Genomic DNA, 21,293 nt, shown 5'->3' with positions numbered 1-21,293 from the left:
TATTTAAATTAAAGTGCTAAAGCAGCAGTCAAGATCGACAACTTATAAACATCATCAGCGTTGCATCCACGTGAAAGGTCTGAGATAGGTTTGTCCAAGCCCAACAAGATAGGACCAACTGCATCGAAGCCACCAAATCTTTGAGCGATTTTGTAGCCGATGTTACCTGATTGAAGTTCTGGGAAGATGAAGACATTGGCGTGTCCGGCAACTTCTGAACCTGGTGCTTTTTGGTTAGCAACTGATTGTACGAATGAAGCATCAAATTGCAATTCACCATCGATAGGAACATCTGGTGCCATTTCTTTAGCCAATTTTGTAGCTTCTTGAACTTTAGTTACTTGATCACCTTTGGCACTGCCCTTAGTTGAGAAACTCAACATAGCAACTTTAGGATCGATGTCGAACAACTTAGCTGATTTAGCAGCTTGAACTGCAACTTCAGCTAATGTTTGAGCATCTGGATCGATGTTGATAGCACAGTCTGAGAATAAGTATCTCTCGTCGCCTCTTTGTAAAATGAAGGCACCACTAATACGTGAGTTGCCTGGAGCTGTTTTAACAATTTGTAATGCTGGACGAACTGTATCACCAGTTGAGTGAACTGCACCTGATACCATTGCGTCAGCTTTATCAAGATATACTAACATTGTTCCAAAGTAATTAACATTTTGAAGCATTTCTTCAGCTTGTTCTTTAGTATTCTTACCCTTACGACGTTCAACGAAAGCATCGACCATGCTGTCGAATTCTGGGTATGTTTTAGGACTAAGAATTTCAATATCGCCTAAGTCAAAAGAATTGTCGCTGGCAACTTGTTTGATTTCTGTTTCGTCACCAAGCAAGATAGGCTTCAAAACTTTCTCACTGTTTAGTTTTGCGGCAGCTTCTAAAATACGAGGTTCGTCACCTTCTGGGAAAACAACCGTTAGATCCTTTCCGTTTACTTTTTCTTTCAAGCTATCAAATAAATCCATTATCATTCCTCCATTTCATTGACAATCGTTGGTAATTGCCAATTGATTACCCTTTCATTGTATCGTAAAAGCGCTTTATTTGTTTGAGAAAATGGTTTTGATCCAAAAAATCCTCGATAAGCCGATAATGGACTAGGATGAACTGACGAGATGATCGTATTCTTGGAAGTGTCGATCAGAGCTGATTTACTCTTAGCAGCACTACCCCACAAAATAAAGACGACCCCGCCTTTTTCGGATAGTTTCTGAATGGCAAAATCAGTCAATTGCTCCCAACCTTTACCACGATGTGAATAAGCTTGACCGCGATGAACGGTTAAAACCGAGTTCAATAATAAAACTCCTTGATCGGCCCAAGCTTTCAAATAGCCATGATTGACCGGAGTGCAGCCAATATCCGACTGCAATTCCTTGTAAATATTAACTAATGAAGGTGGAATCTTGATCCCGGGAGCCACGGCAAAGCTACAACCAATAGCCTGACCTGGTTCGTGATAAGGATCCTGACCCAAAATAACGACCTTCGTATCTTCAAAGGAAGTCCACTGAAAAGCTTGAAAGATTTGATACATATTAGGATAAATTTCCTTCGTGGCATATTCCTCTTTTAAGAAATCATGAAGCTTCTGATAGTATTCTTGTTGAAATTGACTTTGTAAAACATCTTGCCAGTCATTTTTAATAAATTTATGCACAAACAACACTCACCTTATTGAAAAATTTATTTTAAAAATATGTTAATATGCAACTATAAGTTTAACGCATGGAGGCTGAATTTATGATCAAAATCATCGCATCAGATATGGACGGAACATTGTTAAATGAAAAAATGATGATTTCGCAAAAAAATATTGAAGCCATCAACCAAGCTACCGCAAATGGGATCGATTTCTTAATTGCCTCTGGCCGCCAACTTGATGAAGCCAAACCTTTTTTGATGAACAAGTTCCACCCAGGATACATTACCTTAAATGGTGCCGAAGTTTACAACAAGGATGAAAAATTAGTTTCCAGTAATCCTGTTTCAAAGACTTCTGCCCACAAAGTTGCCAATTATATGGAAGAGCACAACTTATATTACGAGCTTATCACTGACAGAGGTGTTTTTTCCAATAGCTTAGAAAAAAGGACTGTCAGCATCGCCCAACTTCTCAACGTCTTGAATCCAACGACGACTTATGAAAAAGCTTTGGCAGATACTAAAGAAGTTTTGAAGCACGCTAAAACGATCTACGTGGATAACTATGATGAAATATTGAACGACGAAAATACTAAAGTCATGAAATTACTAGTTTTTGACAATCGCCAAGACGAAATTTTTAAACCTCTGAAAGCTAGTTTGGGAGCAATTGATGATATAGTTATTACATCATCATCTCCTAATAATTTGGAGATCAATAGTGTGGATGCCCAAAAAGGTACGGCCTTGATGGAATATGCTAAACAAAAAGGCGTCAAACCTGAAGAAGTCATGGCTATCGGCGATAACATGAATGACTACTCGATGATCAAAGCTGCAGGTGTGGGCGTGGCCATGAAAAATGCCGTCCCTGAGATCGCAGCTATCGCTGACGAACACACTGATACGAATGTAAATGATGGTGTTGCAAAGATAATCGAAAAAGTAATTCAAAATAACAAAACCGTAGGTAATTGTGAATGAACTTGTATATTCGAACAGCAGATCTGTTAGCTGGTAACTTGATGGTTGTTTCTAACATTAATAAGGAAACGGTCTTCATTGCCACTCGTGATAAAGAGAACCCTTATTTGATCCAGCTGTTTAATCGATTAAACGACAAAGTTGCTGAGATCAAGATGAAGAATAGTTTTTTGCGTAGCTTTTCCATCGAAGTAAACGGTGAAGAAGTCGCAACGATCAATACTATTCCGATGATTGAAGTTAAGTATGTTCATATCGGCAAGATCAATTGGAATGTGATCGGCAATATTCCTTTGTCTAATTATCATATTAAGAACAAGCACGATGTTGTGATGGAGGTGTCTCCGGTGATTTTGAGTTTGGGACAACCTGGGTTGCAACTGCGGTTCCGTGATATTGAGGATCTGGAATGCGGGGTTTTGATTGCGATTTTTCTTAATAAGTATGTTAAGACTCCTGGTAAGCCGTTTGATGATGGTGTTGGTCATTTTCATGGTAAGAAGCGGTTGTCTTATCTCAATTGTGATAGGTCTTGATGGGGTTTGATTTTTGGGTTTGATTTTTGGTTTTTTATGGCTGCCTTTTGGTGGTTATTTTTTTTGGAGTTTTTCTTTGTGGTGGTGGTATTTTGGTTGGTGGTTCACTGCCGGTTCTGGGGGAATTCCGGAAAATTCGCTGTGGAACGCTGTGGGCACCACTCTGAGCTATCCGGGAAGTTCACCCGGACATCTCACAGCTGGGCCTTCCACTAAGCGGTAAACCGCTAAGTGGAATTTCACAGCTGACAGCGATTTTCCTCCATCCCCCCAGAACCTAGGTTTGTACCAACAATCTTTTGTTGTTTGGGGTACGGTACTTAGTTTTTTCCTGCTGAACTGTTTTGGTTTGGATTTTGTTCCCTTGCTTTATCTGCCTTTCTCCCATTCTTGTTTGTGCTCCTTATCTGTTCAACTTTTTTTAGCGTTCTTCATCGATTGCTATTCTATTATTGTTTTATTATTGCTCTCTTCTCGCTTCGCTTGAATATCGCAGTTCCTAGTTTCTCCTATCCCTTCCTGTTGTATACAAAATAAGGCCGCATCCCCGTTTACTTTGCTTGGGGTGCGGCCTTTCCTTTTTGTTTATCTAATATCTTATATTTCTTGATTTGATTTAGCTTACTTTTTCTTCTTCAATTTCTTGTTCTAAATCATACTGCATGTGATCGTAAAGGTGACTTCCAATGTATAGTTGCCCTACTTTTTTGAAGCCTACTTTGTCATAGACGTGTTTTGCTGGTTCATTTTCTACGTCTACGTTTAGGCTTAGGACTTTTTCGCCCTTTTCTTGTAGTAATTTGATGAAGTCTTTTAGGGTTTTGGTTCCTATTCCTTGATTTTGGAATTCTGGTGCTACTGCAAAGGAGTCTAGGTACCATTCTCCTGGCCAGGCTTCTTTATCTGTAAATAGTGATTCTTGATTGATTCCGTGTTTTTTTAATATTTTTATTAGAGGGGCGTCTATGGTGTCTTCGTCTTCTTCTGGATAGCTGATGGCGATGGCTGCTACTTTGCCTTTTTCTTCATCTACTAGGATGTTGTCTAGGCCGTAGCGATAGTTTGGTAGTTCGAAGCCTTCTCTTATTACTTGTTTCATGGTTTCGTTTCCTACTTCCTTGAAGACTTCTAGTTCCATTTCGTCAAAAATTTGAAATAGCGTGGGCAATATCTGCTCGGCGTCTTCCTCTTTTGCATATCTAAACATTATTTCACCTCGAACAATATCATACAGTATTTGCTGGAAATAATACAATTTTTGCGATTTTTTTCATGATTGCTGCGTTATATCGTTGCTTTTGATATTTTTATTAAAATTTCTTTTGCCTTTTCTGATATTAAAAAAAGGCCGCTAACTGGCCTTTTTACATTTATATTTTTAATTTGTGGGACTGAACACAACCTCCTCTTTTTTATTTTTTATAAGGAAATGTCCCGCCTTGCCTTACAAGTTATAGCTTACTTTAGTTTGTTTTTTCTGAAAATATACAGTATTTAAAATTTGTTTAATTATTGGACATTTTGTTGTTTTTGAGTTGTTTTTGTTCTTTTTATAATTATTTTAGATACTAAAAAAGACCGTTTTACCGGCCTTTTTTATTTATATTTGGTGGTGGATTATGGGACTGAACACTGCCTCTATGTTGCTTTCAATATAAGAAAATGTCCCTTTTTTCTTACAAGTTTTATCCTACTTTAGTTCGTTGTTTCTGAAAATATACAATTTCTTTGATTTGTTTTACTTTTGAACATTTTGCTTGATATGTTCGTTATTTTAGATAATTTCTCAATAAGTCACCTTGCTCTAATAGTTGATCTACCATTTCTACTTTGGTAAGTTTGAGATCTTTTTCGAACCACGTTTGGATCGTGTGGACTATGCCTCCCATTAAATGATATTGGGAGGGTTTTAATTTGTTGTCCGGCAATTCAAATTTGTTGAAGCAACTGGCAAATTTGTTTAGCAAGTAGTCTGGCTTATTTAGGATGTTGCTTAGATTGGCTAAGTTTTGACACAAGATTTTGTTGGATAAAATAAAATCGACGACTGAGACGACTAGTTCTTCGTACGAGCTACATCCTTTCGTCACTTCTGCGATTATGTATTTCTCAAATAATTCGAAGTAAAAGTCTTCCATGCATTGGAAATGGTAGTAAATGACGCTTCGACCCTTTTGAGATTGCCGTTCTAAATCAGTTATCGTATATTTCATCATCACCCGGCTCGATAATGCTTCTTTGGCCGTGGAAAACAGGTGAAGCTGGGTCAGATTGATACTATTAATATTTTCCATAAGTAAATTCTATCACAACGATAAGTTTCAACGTATGATATTGGGCACTATACATTGTAAAGATTCATTTACAAAAACTATACAAAAAACGTGATCAGACTCGAGTCTAATAACGCATTTTCGTTGCGCGTTGGATCTCTCGTTCTTGATCACGTTTTTTGATTGTTTCTCGTTTGTCGTATTGTCTTTTACCTTGAGCAACACCGATCAATACTTTAGCAAAGCCATGTTTTAGATAGACTTTCAAAGGTATGACGGTGATTCCTTTTTCTTGGATGGTGCCGACGATACGATGGATCTCTTTCTTATGAAGCAGTAAGCGACGATTTCTCAATGGATCATGATTAAACTGGTTTCCTTGATCGTAGATGGCAATATTGACGTTTTCGAGCCATAATTGGCCATCCCTTGCTTGGACGAATCCATCTTTGATATTTATCTTACGAGCACGAATCGACTTGATCTCTGTTCCGGTCAATTCGATCCCTGCTTCGTAAGTATCGAGGATAGAGTAATCATGTCTTGCTTTACGATTGGTTGCTACTTCATTAGCAGATTTTTCATGATGTTTCTTCACAGCTCATCACCTGCTTTCGTATTTACCACGTCTCTTGTTATTGTTGTTAGAACGTCCGTGTCCACCACCACGACGATTGTTACCACCTTTGCCGCCTTTGTTACGGAAAGTGCTACGACTGTGGCTGGCACGACGTTTCTTGAATTCTTCTTCACGTTTCTTAACTTGTTCTTCTTCTTCTGGTGTTAAGACCCGTTCGAAGTCGATCTTACGTTGTTCAACGTCTGCTCTCATGAGCTTAACTTTGATCGGTTGACCAACTTTGAAGATCTTACCGTTACTTCTACCATGCATTGACATACTCTTTTCGTCAAATTCATAGTAGTCGTCTTTCATGTTTGAAATGTGGATCAAACCTTCAACGGTATTTTCCAATTGGATGAACATTCCAAAGCTAGTTACAGAACTAACAACGGCGTCAAATTCTTCACCGACTTTGTCTGCCATATATTCAGTCTTCTTCAGATCGTCAACGGCACGTTCAGCATCGATCGACTTTCTTTCACGACTAGAAGTATGGTCAGCAATTGGTGAAAGTTTTTCTTTCCACTTGTCTTTTTCTTTATCAGTAAATCCGAATTCTGCATATTCGTGGATCATTCGATGCACGATCAAGTCAGGATAACGTCTGATAGGTGAAGTGAAGTGAGTATAGTATTTAGCGGCTAAACCAAAGTGGCCTAGCGCTTCGTCAGAATATCTAGCTTGTTGCATACTACGAAGCAACATGATCGTGACAACTGCTTCTTCAGGTGTGTCAGTAACTTTAGCTAGCACATTTTGGAACATCTTAGGTGTGATGTCTTTGATATTACCTTTGACTTCAACGCCGATTGCAGCCACGAATTCGAAGAAGTTTTTAACTTTTTCTGAATCAGGCTTTTCGTGGACACGATACAAGAACGGTACGTGACTCAAGTTATAATGCTTAGCCACTGTTTCGTTAGCAGCCAACATGAATGATTCGATCATTCTTTCGGAAGTTCCACGATTTCTCAGCTTGATGTCGATTGGCTTACCGTTTTCATCAACGATGATTTGTGCTTCAGTTTCTTCAAAGTCGATCGCACCACGTTCATGACGCTTGTCGAATAAGATCTTATGAAGATCAGCCATGTCTTTGAGCATTGGTACTAAAGCAGAATATTCTTCAGTTAACTCAACGTCACCTTTTAAGATCTCGTTAACGTTGTTATAAGTCATTCGATATTTAGATTGGATCACACTTGGGAAGATGTCTTGTGTCAAAATATCGCCGTTTTCGTCGATCTCCATCTCACAAGTGAGAGCTAGACGATCTTCTCCTGGATTCAATGAACAAATACCGTTTGACAATCTAAATGGAAGCATTGGGATAACACGGTCAACTAAATAAGTACTCGTCCCACGTTTATAAGCTTCCTCATCGATCGGTGATCCTTCGCGAACGTAATGAGTAACGTCGGCGATGTGCACACCTAAATGATAATGACCGTTAGCCATTTTTTCGACTTCAACGGCATCGTCAAAGTCTTTTGAGTCATCCCCATCGATAGTGATGACGGTATTCTTAGTTAGATCACGACGACCTTCACGATCTGCTTCAGTAACATGATCAGGGATCTGTTCAGCAGCTTGAAGGACTTCTTGTGGGAACTCAGGGTTGATATCGTTATCCAAGACGATGGAAATGATATCAACACCCGGATCATTTTTATTACCAATGATCTCCAGAGCTGTACCTTCCATACTTTGTGGATGAGAATCACTAGGATATTCATCGATCGATACTTGGACCATATCGCCCATTTGTGGGTGAAGTCCCTTGTCTGAGATAAAAATCATATAAGTCGAAAAACGTTTTTCGTGACTTTGAACGTAACCGAAGTGACCGGACTTTTTAACTTGAGCATCACTATATGGGTGGAATTCACCCACCAATTTAGTTACAGAACGTTCGATGATCTTAGTGATCTTACCTTCAGGACCCTTATCGTCCCAAGGATTTGATGGTTTAGTGATCTGGATCTCGACCTCATCACCATTGACCGCATGGAGAGTGTTGTCGCGCATAATAAAAGCATCTGGTTCTACTTCGTCATAACGAACGAAACCAAATCCTTTTTCATTAGCCTTAAAAACACCTTCCAAGACTTGTGTTTGTGTTGCCATCTTAAATTCATCTTTGTTAGTCAAAGTGATCTTTCCTTCACCTTCTAAGACTGCCAAAGCTTTAACAACACGTTTGAATGCGGATGAACCGTGCATTCTTAGTGAATCCTCAACTTGTTCAGAAGTGTACCGACGATCGGGATTGCTTCTGAAAAATTCGAGAATATCTGAAATTAATTTATTTTCTTTATCAGGCATTTGTTTCCTCAATTTTTTCTAAAAAGTTTAGGACGTCAGTTTGGACGTCTTTATGAGCCTTATTAACCGTTAAAACGTGTCCTGCATCGTACCAATGAAGGTCAACGTCAGGAAGTATTTGTTTCACTTTATTCGCACCGTCGGGATCGACCATCACATCACTAGTTCCTTGTCCGACGAAATATGGGCCAATGATCTTGTTCAAGTTGTTTTCGACATTGTGCGTTTCTGAAATAATTTTGTTTAAAAAGTCATCTAAACGACTATCGATCATTGCCAACTTATCATTCATGACAGCTTCATCAGTCTCACTGATCTGATAGACTTTTTTCGCATAAATTAAAAATTCTTTTCGGACCATTGCGTAGCTACTATTGAATAATGGTGAACCAAAAGTCCCACCAGCTTCCACTTCGGGGAGTTCCTCGATGGCCTTCGTGGCAAAAATCGCACCGAGTGAAAGTCCAAAGAAATAAAACTTCGTCTTACCTTGTTCCTTCAAATAATTGACTGCATCGATTGCTTGTTGCCACCAAACGGTTGGATCACCTTGATCGATAATATCCAATGGCTCATAAGTTCCGTGGCCTTTAAACATTGGTGCATAAACGGAATAACCGTTTCTTTGTAAAAAACGTCCTAGCAAGCGCATGTCATTCGGTGTTCCTGAAAGTGAATGCATCAAAACGACAGCGGTTGGGCCGTTATCAAAATAAAATGGTTTCGGTTCAATCAGTTTCATTAAAATTACTCCTTATAACAAAAAACCCCCTGAGATTCTTCAGGAGGATAACTTGTCTAGTGAGATGATAAATATACTAAAACTAGTGACAAAGCGAAGAAGATGACTAGAAGGACATATGTTACCTTAACCATAAAGGCTTCAAATCCACGCTTCTTTTGGTTACTGAATAAATCTCCGCCACCACCGGAAAGTGCGTTCAAAGCATCTTGTTGCTTTGTTGGTTGCATTAATACCGCAATGATGATTAAGATCGAAACAATAATTAGTAATACTTCAAAAAGATTATACACCGGCAAAACCCCCGTTCATGGTGTTTAAAGCTGAAATCACTTCTAAAACAATAACACAAAACCATTCAAATTTCTAGTCTATTCCGTTGATAAGATCAGTCAGTTTTTTCTTCAAAACTGCTCGAGTTGCTCCATTGACCATCATCACGATCCGATCACCTGATTTAACAAGGGTATCGCCTCGTGGAATGATCTGCATTTCGCCTCGATAAATCGAAATAACTAAGACTGATTGTGGAAAATTAATATCCCGGATGTACTTGCCATCGATCGGACTGCCTTCAAAAACCGGGATCTCGACTCGATCATTGAATTTCGAAACTCGATTCAAGTATTTCTTGTTAACTGTTAGTTTTTCCTTCAAAGCTTCATAAATTGGCGAGCCGTTCATAATATCGACAACGATGTACGCTACCAAAGAGATCACCACTAACGGCATCAAGTGTCCTAAAGATCCAACCATTTCGGTCACTAAGATGATTGCTGTAAATGGTGCTTTAGAAATACAGGCAAAGTAACCGGCCATTGCAAAAATAATCAAGTTGCTTTCAAACGACAGTGGCAGAAAACCGATCTGATGCATGAATACTGCATACACTGCACCAATGACAGCACCTAAATTCAAGATCGGCAAGAAAATTCCACCCGGTAGTCCCGATCCGTATGAGATCATTGAGAAAACAAATCTCAACACTAAGATTCCGATTAGAACTAATAAACCAACTTTCATATTACTTAATGAAACGATCAAACCATTTCCACCGCCGATATATTTGGGAAACATCATCCCGATCGGCAATAGCAAAATCAAAGGAATTAAGCCTTGGAAACTCCGAGGTATTTTAGTTTTGGCAAAAATACTAGGCATCTCCAGCAAAACTACTTGATAAAGTCGTCCTAATAATCCCAGAATGATCCCTAAAACTAGCAAATGCCAATACATGTTGATCGGCAAACTGAATTTATAAGGGATGTTTAAAACTGGCGTCAGGCCAAAGACATACAGTGCTACTAAATTTGAACTGACCGAACTGGCCAAAGCCGTGATCCAAACCATTGGTGAAAAATTATGGTAGATCTCTTCAAGCACAAACATCGAGCCAGCTAACGGTGCGTTAAAAGCTGCTGCTAAACCCCCAGCAGCCCCACTAGCAATCAAGATCCGTTTTGAAACTGGTGAATCTAGTCTCCCTAGCTCACCAACTCCTTGACCAACTGAGGCACCTAATTGGATGGCTGGACCTTCACGACCTAGAAACAATCCTGGACCGATACTAATGATACCTCCGACGAATTTACGCCAAAGGACTGACCACCATTTAACTTCTAGTTCTCCGTCTAATTGAGCTTCAACTTGTGGAATACCCGAACCGGAAATATTTGGCTCTTTTTTTAACATCAAACTGACGATGATCCCAACTACGATCAAGCAGATCAAAACTAATACCCCTGTGATCAAACTAGTTCGTGCTGAAACGTAAAATCCTTGAAAAAGTTTGAGAAGCTGACCGATCGACCAGCGGAAAGAACTGACGACTGCTCCGGAAAAAATTCCGACGATGATCCCAAACAAAATCAACTTCAATTTATAAACATCGATTGAAGTGCTTTTCATTAAATTCCCCTCTATCTAATTAAATCTTAAAGTTTTGGTAGCTGGTAAACACTTGGAGAAGGTTGTTTAAATCCTGCTTCCAGTAATTCAATATCAGTGATTGCTTGTTCGTCAGTCACGATTTTTGGTCGATCATTGATCAGTGTTTCGTATACTGAATCGTAAAATTTCCCGTAATCACCTTGTGGCGTCTTGATCTGCTTTTTGATCCAATCGCCATTTGAATTATGATAATTTGCTACTCCATAATACATCGGACTATCTTCGCCAAATCCAGGAGTACCTGGCATGATTCCAGCCTTGAGGTCATTTTCTTGTTGGTCAGCGCCATACTTGATGAATGATCCGTTAGTTCCATGTACGATAAAACGTGGATAATCACTGGCAACGACAAATTCAGCTTTAACTTTCACTTTATTAGTCGTTCCATAATGCAAGTCGACGTCAAAATAATTGTCCACAGCATCGGCCTTTTCATTGTTGCGGATATCATAAACGGCACTATCTGGGCGACCAAATAAAGCTACCATCCGATCCATTAAGTGGATCCCTAAGCCGTAAAAAGTCCCTTGTTCTTTCGTTCCAGGATTAATTACCGTATTAGGACGATAATAATCGATATGAGATTCAACTTCCAAAATATCTCCTAAAAATCCTTGCTCGATCACTTGCTTGACTGCCAAATAATCACCATCAAAACGACGGTTTTGATAAGGAATAGCAATCACACCGATTTCTTTAGCCAGTGCTAAAAGTTCTTTGGCATGTTCAACACTATCAACAAAAGGCTTTTCAACGATAACGGATTTCTTAGCCAAAATAACTTGCTTGGCTAAGTCGTAATGCGTGCTAGCAGGCGTACAAATCGTCACTAAATCGATTTCAGGATCGTTTAGGACTGATTCCAAATCATTAGTAAAAATCGTACCTTGCTCTTCATATGGCTTTCTCAAAGATTCTGCTACTGGTTTTCTAGTAAAAACTTTTACGACTTCAAAGTCGGGACGAATATTTAAATAAGGTAAATGATAACGGTTGGCAGATTTACCAAACCCGATAAACGCTATTTTTAATGACATGATATTCTCCTTGTCTAGACATACTACCATCATATAATTTTAGGCAAAAAAAAACAGTCCCGAGGGGCTGTTTTATTTTGTGAACAATTATTTTCCAAGGTTGTAGAAACTGTGGATACCCTTGTATTCTGCTTGTTCGCCAAGTTGATCTTCGATTCTCATCAATTGGTTGTACTTAGCAATACGGTCTGTACGACTCATTGAACCAGTCTTGATTTGACCTGCGTTTGTAGCAACAACAAGATCAGCAATTGTTGTATCTTCTGTTTCACCTGAACGGTGAGAAACAACGGCTGTAAAGCCAGCTTCTTTAGCCATTTCGATAGCTTCAAATGTTTCTGTAAGTGTACCGATTTGGTTAACTTTGATAAGGATTGAGTTTGATACTCCCATATCAATACCCTTCTTCAAGTAGTCAGTGTTTGTAACGAACAAGTCGTCACCAACTAATTGAACCTTGTCACCAAGAGCCTTTGTAACTTTTTGCCAATCTTCCCAGTTGTTTTCGTCAAGTGGGTCTTCGATTGTGATAACTGGGTACTTGTCAACGATTCCTGCAAGTAAGTCGATGAATTCGTCAGTGTTCAATGAAGCACCGTTGTCGCCTTCACCCTTAAGTTCGTACTTGCCTGTTTCAGCATTGTAAAATTCTGATGATGCACAGTCAAAACCGATAGCGATATCGTCACCAGGCTTGTAACCTGCTTTTTCGATAGCTTCTACCAAGATCTTGAATGGTGCTTCGTTGTTTTCAAGGTCAGGAGCAAATCCACCTTCGTCACCAACAGCAGTGTTAAGGCCCATGCCTTCAAGAACAGCTTTAAGTGCGTGGAATGTTTCTGAACCCATACGTACGGCTTCATGAATTGATTTTGCACCAACAGGCATGATCATGAATTCTTGGAAGTCAACGTTGTTGTCAGCATGCTTACCACCATTGATAACGTTCATCATTGGTGTTGGAAGTACGTGAGCATTTGGTCCACCTAAGTATTCGTACAATGGAAGGCCGATTTCGTCAGCAGCAGCACGTGCAGCAGCTAATGAAACACCAAGGATAGCGTTAGCACCAAGGTTACCTTTGTTTTCTGTACCGTCAAGCTTGATCATAGCTTCATCAATAGCTCTTTGGTCAGTTACGTCCATGCCGATAACTGTCTTAGCAATCTTGTCATTTACGTTTGAAACAGCTTTAAGAACACCTTTACCACCGAAACGTGATTTGTCGCCGTCACGCAATTCAACAGCTTCGTGTTCACCAGTTGATGCACCTGAAGGAACATCAGCACGGCCAAAGCCACCTAATTCAGTATAGATTTCAACTTCAACAGTTGGGTTACCACGTGAATCTAGAATTTCACGACTTAAAACATCAGTAATTACAGACATATTTGTAAATCTCCTTTATGAGTTTAATACGTATTCATTCTAACTTGAAATAGATTCATGTCAAAACAAATTTAGTAGTTTTATTTATAAATTATTTTTGATAGTTAACTAATGCTAAGTATGATTCAGGATCCATACTTGCACCACCAACGAGTCCACCATCGATATCTTCTTTTGCCATCAATTCTTTAACGTTAGCAGGTTTTACTGAGCCACCGTAAAGAATTCTGATCTTGTCAGCTGTATCTTGATCATACAAGCTAGCAATCTTTTCACGAATAACGTGAACCATTTCTTGAGCTTGTTCAGCAGTAGCTGTTTTACCAGTACCGATAGCCCAGATTGGTTCGTATGCAATAACTGATTTAGCGATATCTGCAGCAGAGATTCCTGCAACAGCATTTTCGATTTGACCAGTTACCCATTCTTCAGCTTTTCCAGCTTCACGTTGTTCAAGAGTTTCACCACAGCAAATGATTGGCAACATGTTGTTGCTCAAAATTGCTTTAGCTTTCTTGTTGATATCTTCATCAGTTTCCTTGAAGTATTGTCTTCTTTCTGAGTGACCAATGATTACGTAGTCAAGACCCATTTCTGAAAGAGCTTTTGGTGATGTTTCACCAGTAAATGCACCAGCATCTTCAAAATATGAGTTTTCAGCAGCTGTCTTAAGAGGTGTACCTTCTGCACCAGCAACCAATGTTGTAAGGTCGATAGCAGGAGCACCAATAATAGCTTCAACGCCAGATTCTGGCAACTTGCCTTTGATACCGTCTAAAAATTCTTGGGTTTCTTTAGGATTTTTGTTCATCTTCCAGTTACCCGCAATAATAGGTGTACGCATAAAATAAATTCTCCTTAATGACTATTTGTCTGAAATTGAATCAATACCAGGTAATACTTTACCTTCAAGGTATTCAAGTGAAGCTCCACCACCAGTTGAGATGTGTGTCAACTTGTCTGCAATACCTAAACTCTTAGCAGCAGCTGTTGAGTCACCACCACCAACGATTGTGATAGCATCTGACAATTCACCTAAGGCACGACCTACTTCAAGAGTACCTTCAGCAAATTTGCTCATTTCGAATGCACCCATTGGTCCATTCCATACAACAGTCTTGGCACCGTTAAGCTTGTCTTTGAACAATGCAACAGTCTTAGGACCGATATCCAAGGCCATCTTGTCATCAGGAATATCAACACCGTCTGTTGTTTCTGCATCTGCATCATTTGAGAATTCTGCAGCAACGATATGGTCTACAGGAAGAACGATCTTGTCACCAGCCTTTTGAAGGAGGTCCTTAGCTAGTTCAACTTTATCTTCTTCGAATAGAGACTTACCGATCTTATGTCCTTGAGCAGCAAGGAATGTATAAGCCATTCCACCACCGATAAGGATGTGATCTGATTTTGGAATTAAGTTTTCGATAACTTCAATTTTATCTGAAACCTTTGCACCACCAAGGATAGTTACAAATGGGTGTACAGGGTTATCAACGGCATTACCTAAGAACTTGATTTCTTTTTCCATCAAGTAACCAGCAGCAACGGGCTTGCCAGCAGCTTTCATAGCTGTTGAAATACCAACGTTTGAAGCATGGCTTCTGTGGGCTGTACCGAATGCATCGTTAATGAATACATCACCTAATGATGCCCAGTATTCACCAAGTTTAGGATCGTTTTTACTTTCACGTTTACCGAAGTCATTGTCGATATCTTGGAAACGAGTGTTTTCCATAAGTAAAATGTCGCCATCTTTTAATTCGTTGATAGCATCTTCAAGTTCTTTACCTTCATTTTCAGGTACGAACTTAACAGGCATTCCACTTAATTCTTGTAGTTTAGCAGCAACTGGCTTCAATGATAAAGCTTTCTTATCTTCATCACTCTTAATTCTACCTAAGTGAGATAGTAAGATAACTTTTCCACCATTTTCTGAAACATATTTAATAGTTGGGATTGCACCAACGATACGGTTAGTATCGCCAACAACACCATCTTTAATAGGAACGTTGAAATCAACACGCATCAAGACTTTTTTACCTTTAACATCAACGTCAGAAACAGTAAGTTTTGCCATTTTAAATCCTCCGATTATATCTTTAAAAAAAAGCGGAAGGAGTTAGCCTCCCTCCGCCAATTTAATACATTAAATTAGGTTGTAAATTTTGCTATTTAAATTAAATGATTAGTTTAAGCTAGCAAATTTTTCAAGTGTACGAACCATTTGTGCTGTAAATCCTGATTCGTTGTCATACCATGCAACAGTCTTTACAACTTGGGCGTCACCTGTACCAACGATTTGTGTTTGAGTTGGGTCAAATACTGAACCGAATGATGTACCGATGATATCTGATGAAACAATTTCATCATCGTTGTAACCGAATGAAGGGTTGTTGTCTGTATATTTTTTAACAGCAGCGTTAACTTCGTCAACTGTAACTTCTTTTCCAAGAGTTGCAACTAATTCTGTAACTGAACCTGTGATAACTGGAACACGTTGTGCATGTCCATCAAGCTTACCTTTCAAGTCAGGAACAACAAGACCTAAGGCCTTAGCAGCACCAGTTGAGTGAGGGATGATGTTAGCAGCAGCAGCACGTGCAGCACGAACATTACCTTTACGTTCTGGACCATCTTGAAGCATTTGTGTAGCTGTGTAAGCATGGATTGTTGTCATTGTACCAGCTTTGATACCGAATTCTTTGTTTACGGCATTAGCTAATGGTGCAAGACAGTTTGTTGTACATGAGCCAGCTGAAGCAATCTTAACGTCGTTAGTTAAGATGTCATCGTTAACACCATAAACAACTGTAGGAAGGTCACCTGATGGAGCTGAGATCAATACACGTTTTGCACCGGCATCCAAGTGAGCTTGTGCCTTGTCAGCTGATGTGTAGAAACCAGTACATTCAAGAACGATGTCAACGCCATCGTTTGAAACCCATTTAAGGTCTGCAGCATTCTTTTCAGCGTATACAGGGATCTTGTTACCATCAACAACGATTCCATCTTCAGCAGCTGAGATAGCGTCAGCCTTGAAGTTACCATGAGCTGTATCATATTTAAGTAAGTGAGCAAGCATTGCAGGTGATGTCAAATCATTGATTGCAACAACTTCCAAATCTGTGTTTCCTTGAGCTTTTAGTTCGGCAATACGGCGGAATGCCAAACGACCAATACGTCCAAATCCATTAATACCAACTTTTGTAGTCATACAAAAATTCCTCCTTCAGGAAAGTAAAAATATATTATTTTAAAGGGTTATCCCTTAAAATCATCTTTGAGGCACCTTCATCAGTGATCAACACTGTATGAGATGGTGCATTTTTCATGTAAGCCTCAATGGCAGTAGCCTTAGATTTGCCACCAGCGATTGCGATTACATGTTTAATATTAACAAGGTCCCGGACGTGAAGTCCAATTCTAGGCACCTTGTAGACGAGTTTGCCATCACGGTCGAAGAAATCTCCGAATGCTTCAGCAACGGCTTCGCCATTACTGATCGTAAGCTTATCTTCATCTGAAAGATTTCTTCTTTCAGCCATGATGCTCGCAGTTCCTACACTGTGAACAACGACATTACATTGATAAATCAATTCAAGAACTGATTTAATAGAAGCTTCATTTTGAAGTGATTCAAAACTTCGTTCACTAATGTCTTCGGGTAAATACAATGCCCGATGTTGTCCATGTGTTCTATTCGCCATTTCAGCACAAACACTGTTTGCCTGAATTATTACTGACTCTCCAACTCCACCTCGGGCTGGTAAGAATAATAAATCACGATTCTTTGAAAGACTTGGTGATAAATTCCTAGCAACTCTGGCTAAAGTGCTACCGCCAGTAACAGCAATTAAACTCTTGCCATTAGGTAGAATAGATCCAAGTAACTGGTTAAGTCTTTGACCGAAGGAATCAACTACTCGATATTGTTTATCTGAATTACCAGGTAAAACAATGCAGCGTTCAATTCCTAGCTTCTTACTCAACTGTTGCTCTAGTAGTGCTGTTCCTTGAAAGTCAGCTAACATTTTATTCAGTTGACCATTGGCTTGAATCCCCGTCTTAGTCAATGACATCCCCGACTTTGAAGAATTGATCAATCCTTGATTCTTCAAAAGGTCTGTCTCAGTCCTAAGACTTCGTTCAGTAACATTAAGGTCATCTGCTAGGACCCGACGGCCCACCGGTTCCATTAATTTAATACTTTGTAGTATTCTAAAACGCTTCTCAACGGTCTTAATGAAATCGGGAGCAACCAAATCCAACAATTCTAAATCCTTATTGATTGTCATTTGATTTACTCCTTGGGACTAATCTCGTCCCTGTATGTCCTTTTGTGACCCATATACTCAAAAAATAAAAGCCCGGATAAACTTTGTTACCTCTCAAGCACAGTTCTTATTATAGACGGTCTTGGCTCAATTGCAAGTGGTATGGTTCAAAAACATGATATTTTTCTTCAAGCATTATTATTTATTAGATTGCCAGAGTTCATTCCTATCACAATAAATGTTTTACTTTTGTAGAATTTTTGCGATAATAGATAACAGATGCGTCGTTAGTATAATGGATAGCACTCAGGATTCCGGTTCCTGCAATGTGGGTTCGACTCCCACACGACGCATAATTGACCCAAGCAAAGTTGACGACTATTAGTCTGACTTGCTTGGGTTTTCTTTTTGCATTAATAGTAAATTTTAAATCCATAATGATCGACCAACAATTAAAGTTATCAAGTTAGTAAGGAGAAAATATGCAAAATTTGATCGATAAAAAAGCACCAGCTGATATTGGTGACTACATGAAAGTCTTTGCTTGCACTGCCGTCATGTTACAGTCAACTTTGAGCTTAGTTTTGACCACTAGTCCCAATACTCAAATCCAGTTACTGATCGGTTTTCTTTACAATTTAGTCAAATTCACTGCACCAGTGTTTATTTTCGGGATCTTGTACACCACTACGAGAACCTCAAAAAATAAAAATTTATCAGATTATCCTCATTATTTGCGTTCGCAGTGGTCCGCACTGTTTGTTCCAACGATTTGGTGGACGCTCATATACTTATTGATCATCCCTAACGTGCAAATGAAAAATCCTTACACTAACATTGGAAGCTTCCTCTGGCAGTTTATTAATGGAAACGCCGCCCCACATCTTTGGTACAACACGATGATGCTCCAATTCATCATTCTCATGCCTCTCTTTTGGGCACTAACTAATTGGATTGATCGTCATCCACAAATGCTGATATTTGTCATTATTGCTTCATTTATTTTATTTTTTATCTGGATCTGGTTTTATGACGCACAAGTCTTCCGAGGTCCTCATGAACACTCCTGGTATTTACTCGATCGGGTCTTTATCAGCTTTTTTCTCTATGGCATATTGGGGTCAATTGCATGGACTGCTCGGGAAAAATTTAACCGATCTATCAAAAAATCCTTCTTATTATTAATCCTTTTTTTCGCCAGCACTTTATTTTGGACTAATTCAGAACTAATGTCATACGGTTTTCCGCTCCATTTAAGTAATGCTCCTTATTACAAACCTTCCATGACCTTGTACAGTTTGGCGGTGATTGGATTAATTGCCTTTTTCGCCATCAAACAAATTGAGGCAAAAGCTAAATCACTACCTTGGTTCCACTTTTTAGCTACTTATGCTTATCGAGCTTACTTGTCGAATGTTTTTTGGCTCCAATTGATCTGGCAGCTCTTTGGAAAAAAATTAGCTAATACTTCTATCTTGTTAGCTTTAATCATTTCCTATTTATTGACTTGGATACTTTCGTTTGCTTCAGCCGTTGGTTTCCATCTTTTGTGGAAAAACATCAAAGAATCAAATAAGGCCCCCGCCTAATGACGGGAGCCTTTTAAATTGCTCTGGTTGTATAAAGTTTTCTGATGAAGATAAAACAAGTTAATAATAGGATCAAACAAGTGGTGAATCCTAATTTAATACCTACTAAGCCACCGGTGATTGTCGCTGCGTTGTGGTGTTGATTGCTTAATGTGATGACTGCAATCAATAATGCTGTACCAAACGAGGCAGCAACTTGTCTTAAAGTATTATACAGGGCAACGCCATCAGGAATGATTTCTGCTGGCAAATACGACAAGGCTTGTGTTTGGATCGGGATCAGCACTAAGACTAATCCAAACTGGCGCACGGTTTGTCCTAAGGTGATAGTCAAAATCGAAGTATCTTTATTGATCAAAGCTTGCATAGTTGTTCCGATGCAATCGATGGTGATTCCGGTCAAGACTAAATATTTTACAGGGTATTTATCAAACAAGTGACCACTGATCGGCGACATAAAAAATGTTACCATCGCACCTGGCAGTAAAACTAATCCAGATATCAAAGCCGATTTATGCATGACATTTTGAACCAAAATAGGTAATAAAATCGTATTTCCATACATCGTGACCATTAAGATCATGTTCAAAATACTGGCAACGTTGAATTGTTTATGTTCGAAAACATCCAAGTTGATAAAAGGATTTTTTGAGCCTTCTTGAGTTTTGAAAAATAAGAATCCAAAAATCAATCCTAAGACTAACAATCCTAAAATATTAAACGAAACGAAGTTGTACTCACCGACGTTTGAAAATGACCAAAGTAAACATAGTAACCCTAAACTGGCTGTGATCAATCCTTTGACATTGAAGACTAAATCAGTCTGGTGCTTGATTTTTGGCATTAAGACGATGGCTAAAATTATGGAAAGTAACGTAAATGGCATCGTCAGACTAAATAAATAACGCCAAGAAAGACTGTCGAGAATGAAACCTGAAACAGTTGGTCCAACAATCGGCGAAAAATTGAAGACAACACCGATGATACCCATGACGGCCCCACGATGCTTCTTATCAGCAGCTCGCATTGCAATCACATTGACTAATGGAATCATAACTCCGGCTCCGATAGCTTGGACCATTCGACCAATGATCAAGATCAAATACTGGTTGGCAATCGTCCCGACCAAGGATCCTAAAAGAAAAATCGTTGAAAAAGTTAGAAATAAATTTTTAAAGGAAAAACGTTTCATCAAATAAGCACTCGTTGGGATCATCAAGGCATTAGCTAGCATGTACCCGTTTGTCAACCACTGTGCCGAAGAATACGAAATGTGAAACACGCGCATGATCGGTGGAAGTGCCGTCGTCATCATTGTCGAGCTCAAGACCCCGAAGAAACTTCCAAATAAAACGATAAATAATGATAAGCGCATGCCTTTTTTCATGATGATCTCCAATTTATGATTTAGTTGACAAAAGCAACTTGAATTACTATATTAAAAATTAGTTGCTTTTGTCAACCGTAGGAGGTAAATAAATGGAAAAAGAAGAAATCTACAATGTCCGCGAGTTTGACCGTTTTTATACAAACATTCTTCAATTGACTGATAAATATCACTTACACACTAAATTCACCATTTTAGAATCACGGATCCTGTTAGAGATCGACCGTGGCGTTAATACTGCTAATCAGTTACTTAATTTGTTGAAGCTGGATAAAGGCTACATTAGTCGCGTTTTGAAAAAATTAGAAACCGAAGGTCTGCTTTTTAAAACAGCTGATCAAAACGACCTCCGAGTCAAATTTTTGCAGCTGACACCTGCTGGTCATGAAGCTTTGGACGAAATTAATCGTCGCGCCGATAAGCAGATCCAGGAGCTGTTCAAAAATGTTGAAAAATCAGAAATTAAGCCTATAATCAACGCCATGAAGAAGATTCAAACGGAGTTAGTTAGTGATTGATTGAGGTA

20 protein-coding genes and 1 tRNA gene are annotated in these 21,293 nt (G+C 39.1%); 5 read left to right on the top strand and 16 right to left on the bottom strand.

Annotated elements, in window-relative coordinates; translation table 11 throughout:
- Nucleotides 1-8: 8 nt before the first annotated feature.
- Both pta and EKM69_RS01385 read right to left on the bottom strand, forming a co-directional pair.
- Nucleotides 9-977: a phosphate acetyltransferase gene (gene pta, locus EKM69_RS01390; RefSeq protein WP_125707364.1), complete on the bottom strand. Its 969-nt coding sequence runs from the start codon at nucleotides 975-977 to the stop codon at nucleotides 9-11.
- A gap of 2 nt (nucleotides 978-979) precedes the next feature.
- Complete coding sequence (locus tag EKM69_RS01385; protein WP_125707362.1) at nucleotides 980-1,672, bottom strand: uracil-DNA glycosylase; 693 nt, start codon at nucleotides 1,670-1,672, stop codon at nucleotides 980-982.
- A gap of 83 nt (nucleotides 1,673-1,755) precedes the next feature.
- On the opposite strand from EKM69_RS01385, the gene EKM69_RS01380 reads away from it, so the two are divergent.
- Together EKM69_RS01380 and EKM69_RS01375 are read left to right on the top strand one after the other, a co-directional pair.
- Nucleotides 1,756-2,640, top strand: a complete 885-nt coding sequence (locus tag EKM69_RS01380) for a Cof-type HAD-IIB family hydrolase (RefSeq protein ID WP_125707360.1) — start codon at nucleotides 1,756-1,758, stop codon at nucleotides 2,638-2,640.
- On the top strand, nucleotides 2,637-3,176 hold the full coding sequence (locus tag EKM69_RS01375; protein ID WP_125707358.1) for an LURP-one-related/scramblase family protein: 540 nt from the start codon (nucleotides 2,637-2,639) through the stop codon (nucleotides 3,174-3,176). The genes EKM69_RS01380 and EKM69_RS01375 overlap by 4 nt, the downstream gene beginning before the upstream one ends.
- A gap of 616 nt (nucleotides 3,177-3,792) precedes the next feature.
- Here EKM69_RS01375 and EKM69_RS01370 read toward each other — a convergent pair.
- From EKM69_RS01370 to EKM69_RS01310, 13 genes are all read right to left on the bottom strand, one after another.
- Nucleotides 3,793-4,314: a GNAT family N-acetyltransferase gene (locus EKM69_RS01370; RefSeq protein WP_225423799.1), complete on the bottom strand. Its 522-nt coding sequence runs from the start codon at nucleotides 4,312-4,314 to the stop codon at nucleotides 3,793-3,795.
- Between the two features lie 631 nt (nucleotides 4,315-4,945).
- Nucleotides 4,946-5,470 (bottom strand): hypothetical protein, encoded by a 525-nt coding sequence (locus EKM69_RS01365; protein ID WP_125707354.1) that lies wholly within the window; start codon nucleotides 5,468-5,470, stop codon nucleotides 4,946-4,948.
- 106 nt (nucleotides 5,471-5,576) lie between these two features.
- Entirely contained in the window at nucleotides 5,577-6,047 is a 471-nt protein-coding gene (smpB, locus tag EKM69_RS01360) for an SsrA-binding protein SmpB (RefSeq protein ID WP_125707352.1), read from the bottom strand.
- 6 nt (nucleotides 6,048-6,053) lie between these two features.
- Entirely contained in the window at nucleotides 6,054-8,396 is a 2,343-nt protein-coding gene (gene rnr, locus EKM69_RS01355) for a ribonuclease R (RefSeq protein WP_125707350.1), read from the bottom strand.
- On the bottom strand, nucleotides 8,389-9,138 hold the full coding sequence (locus tag EKM69_RS01350; RefSeq protein WP_125707348.1) for an alpha/beta hydrolase: 750 nt from the start codon (nucleotides 9,136-9,138) through the stop codon (nucleotides 8,389-8,391). Before EKM69_RS01350 ends, rnr begins: the two co-directional genes overlap by 8 nt.
- 56 nt (nucleotides 9,139-9,194) lie before the next feature.
- On the bottom strand, nucleotides 9,195-9,431 hold the full coding sequence (gene secG, locus EKM69_RS01345; RefSeq protein WP_125707346.1) for a preprotein translocase subunit SecG: 237 nt from the start codon (nucleotides 9,429-9,431) through the stop codon (nucleotides 9,195-9,197).
- A gap of 73 nt (nucleotides 9,432-9,504) precedes the next feature.
- Nucleotides 9,505-11,046 carry a ClC family H(+)/Cl(-) exchange transporter gene (locus EKM69_RS01340; protein WP_125707344.1) on the bottom strand — a complete coding sequence of 514 codons (1,542 nt, stop codon included), beginning with the start codon at nucleotides 11,044-11,046 and terminating at the stop codon, nucleotides 9,505-9,507.
- 26 nt (nucleotides 11,047-11,072) lie between these two features.
- A complete protein-coding gene (locus EKM69_RS01335) occupies nucleotides 11,073-12,125 on the bottom strand; it encodes an oxidoreductase (RefSeq protein ID WP_125707342.1) in 1,053 nt (350 codons plus the stop codon).
- Nucleotides 12,126-12,212: 87 nt separating this feature from the next.
- Nucleotides 12,213-13,514, bottom strand: coding sequence for a phosphopyruvate hydratase (gene eno, locus EKM69_RS01330; RefSeq protein ID WP_125707340.1), 1,302 nt, complete (start codon nucleotides 13,512-13,514; stop codon nucleotides 12,213-12,215).
- Nucleotides 13,515-13,605: 91 nt separating this feature from the next.
- A complete protein-coding gene (tpiA, locus tag EKM69_RS01325) occupies nucleotides 13,606-14,358 on the bottom strand; it encodes a triose-phosphate isomerase (RefSeq protein ID WP_125707338.1) in 753 nt (250 codons plus the stop codon).
- A 21-nt stretch (nucleotides 14,359-14,379) separates the two neighbouring features.
- Complete coding sequence (locus EKM69_RS01320) at nucleotides 14,380-15,594, bottom strand: phosphoglycerate kinase (RefSeq protein ID WP_125707335.1); 1,215 nt, start codon at nucleotides 15,592-15,594, stop codon at nucleotides 14,380-14,382.
- Nucleotides 15,595-15,702: 108 nt separating this feature from the next.
- The gene (gene gap / locus EKM69_RS01315) at nucleotides 15,703-16,731 is read right to left on the bottom strand and encodes a type I glyceraldehyde-3-phosphate dehydrogenase (RefSeq protein ID WP_125707333.1); all 1,029 of its coding nucleotides are present in this window, start codon (nucleotides 16,729-16,731) and stop codon (nucleotides 15,703-15,705) included.
- 34 nt (nucleotides 16,732-16,765) lie between these two features.
- Nucleotides 16,766-17,812, bottom strand: a complete 1,047-nt coding sequence (locus tag EKM69_RS01310; RefSeq protein WP_125707331.1) for a sugar-binding transcriptional regulator — start codon at nucleotides 17,810-17,812, stop codon at nucleotides 16,766-16,768.
- Nucleotides 17,813-18,072: 260 nt separating this feature from the next.
- On the opposite strand from EKM69_RS01310, the gene EKM69_RS01305 reads away from it, so the two are divergent.
- Together EKM69_RS01305 and EKM69_RS01300 are read left to right on the top strand one after the other, a co-directional pair.
- Nucleotides 18,073-18,144, top strand: a tRNA-Arg gene (locus EKM69_RS01305).
- A 129-nt stretch (nucleotides 18,145-18,273) separates the two neighbouring features.
- Nucleotides 18,274-19,380, top strand: a complete 1,107-nt coding sequence (locus tag EKM69_RS01300; RefSeq protein WP_125707329.1) for an acyltransferase — start codon at nucleotides 18,274-18,276, stop codon at nucleotides 19,378-19,380.
- Nucleotides 19,381-19,393: 13 nt separating this feature from the next.
- Here EKM69_RS01300 and EKM69_RS01295 read toward each other — a convergent pair whose 3' ends face one another.
- Nucleotides 19,394-20,767 carry a DHA2 family efflux MFS transporter permease subunit gene (locus tag EKM69_RS01295; protein WP_125707327.1) on the bottom strand — a complete coding sequence of 458 codons (1,374 nt, stop codon included), beginning with the start codon at nucleotides 20,765-20,767 and terminating at the stop codon, nucleotides 19,394-19,396.
- A gap of 92 nt (nucleotides 20,768-20,859) precedes the next feature.
- On the opposite strand from EKM69_RS01295, the gene EKM69_RS01290 reads away from it, so the two are divergent.
- Nucleotides 20,860-21,285 (top strand): MarR family winged helix-turn-helix transcriptional regulator, encoded by a 426-nt coding sequence (locus EKM69_RS01290; RefSeq protein WP_125707325.1) that lies wholly within the window; start codon nucleotides 20,860-20,862, stop codon nucleotides 21,283-21,285.
- Nucleotides 21,286-21,293: the final 8 nt, after the last annotated feature.

The organism is Companilactobacillus zhongbaensis (assembly GCF_003946515.1).
Classification (GTDB): Bacteria; Bacillota; Bacilli; order Lactobacillales; family Lactobacillaceae; genus Companilactobacillus; species Companilactobacillus zhongbaensis.
This window is presented reverse-complemented; position numbering and strand designations above follow the sequence as displayed.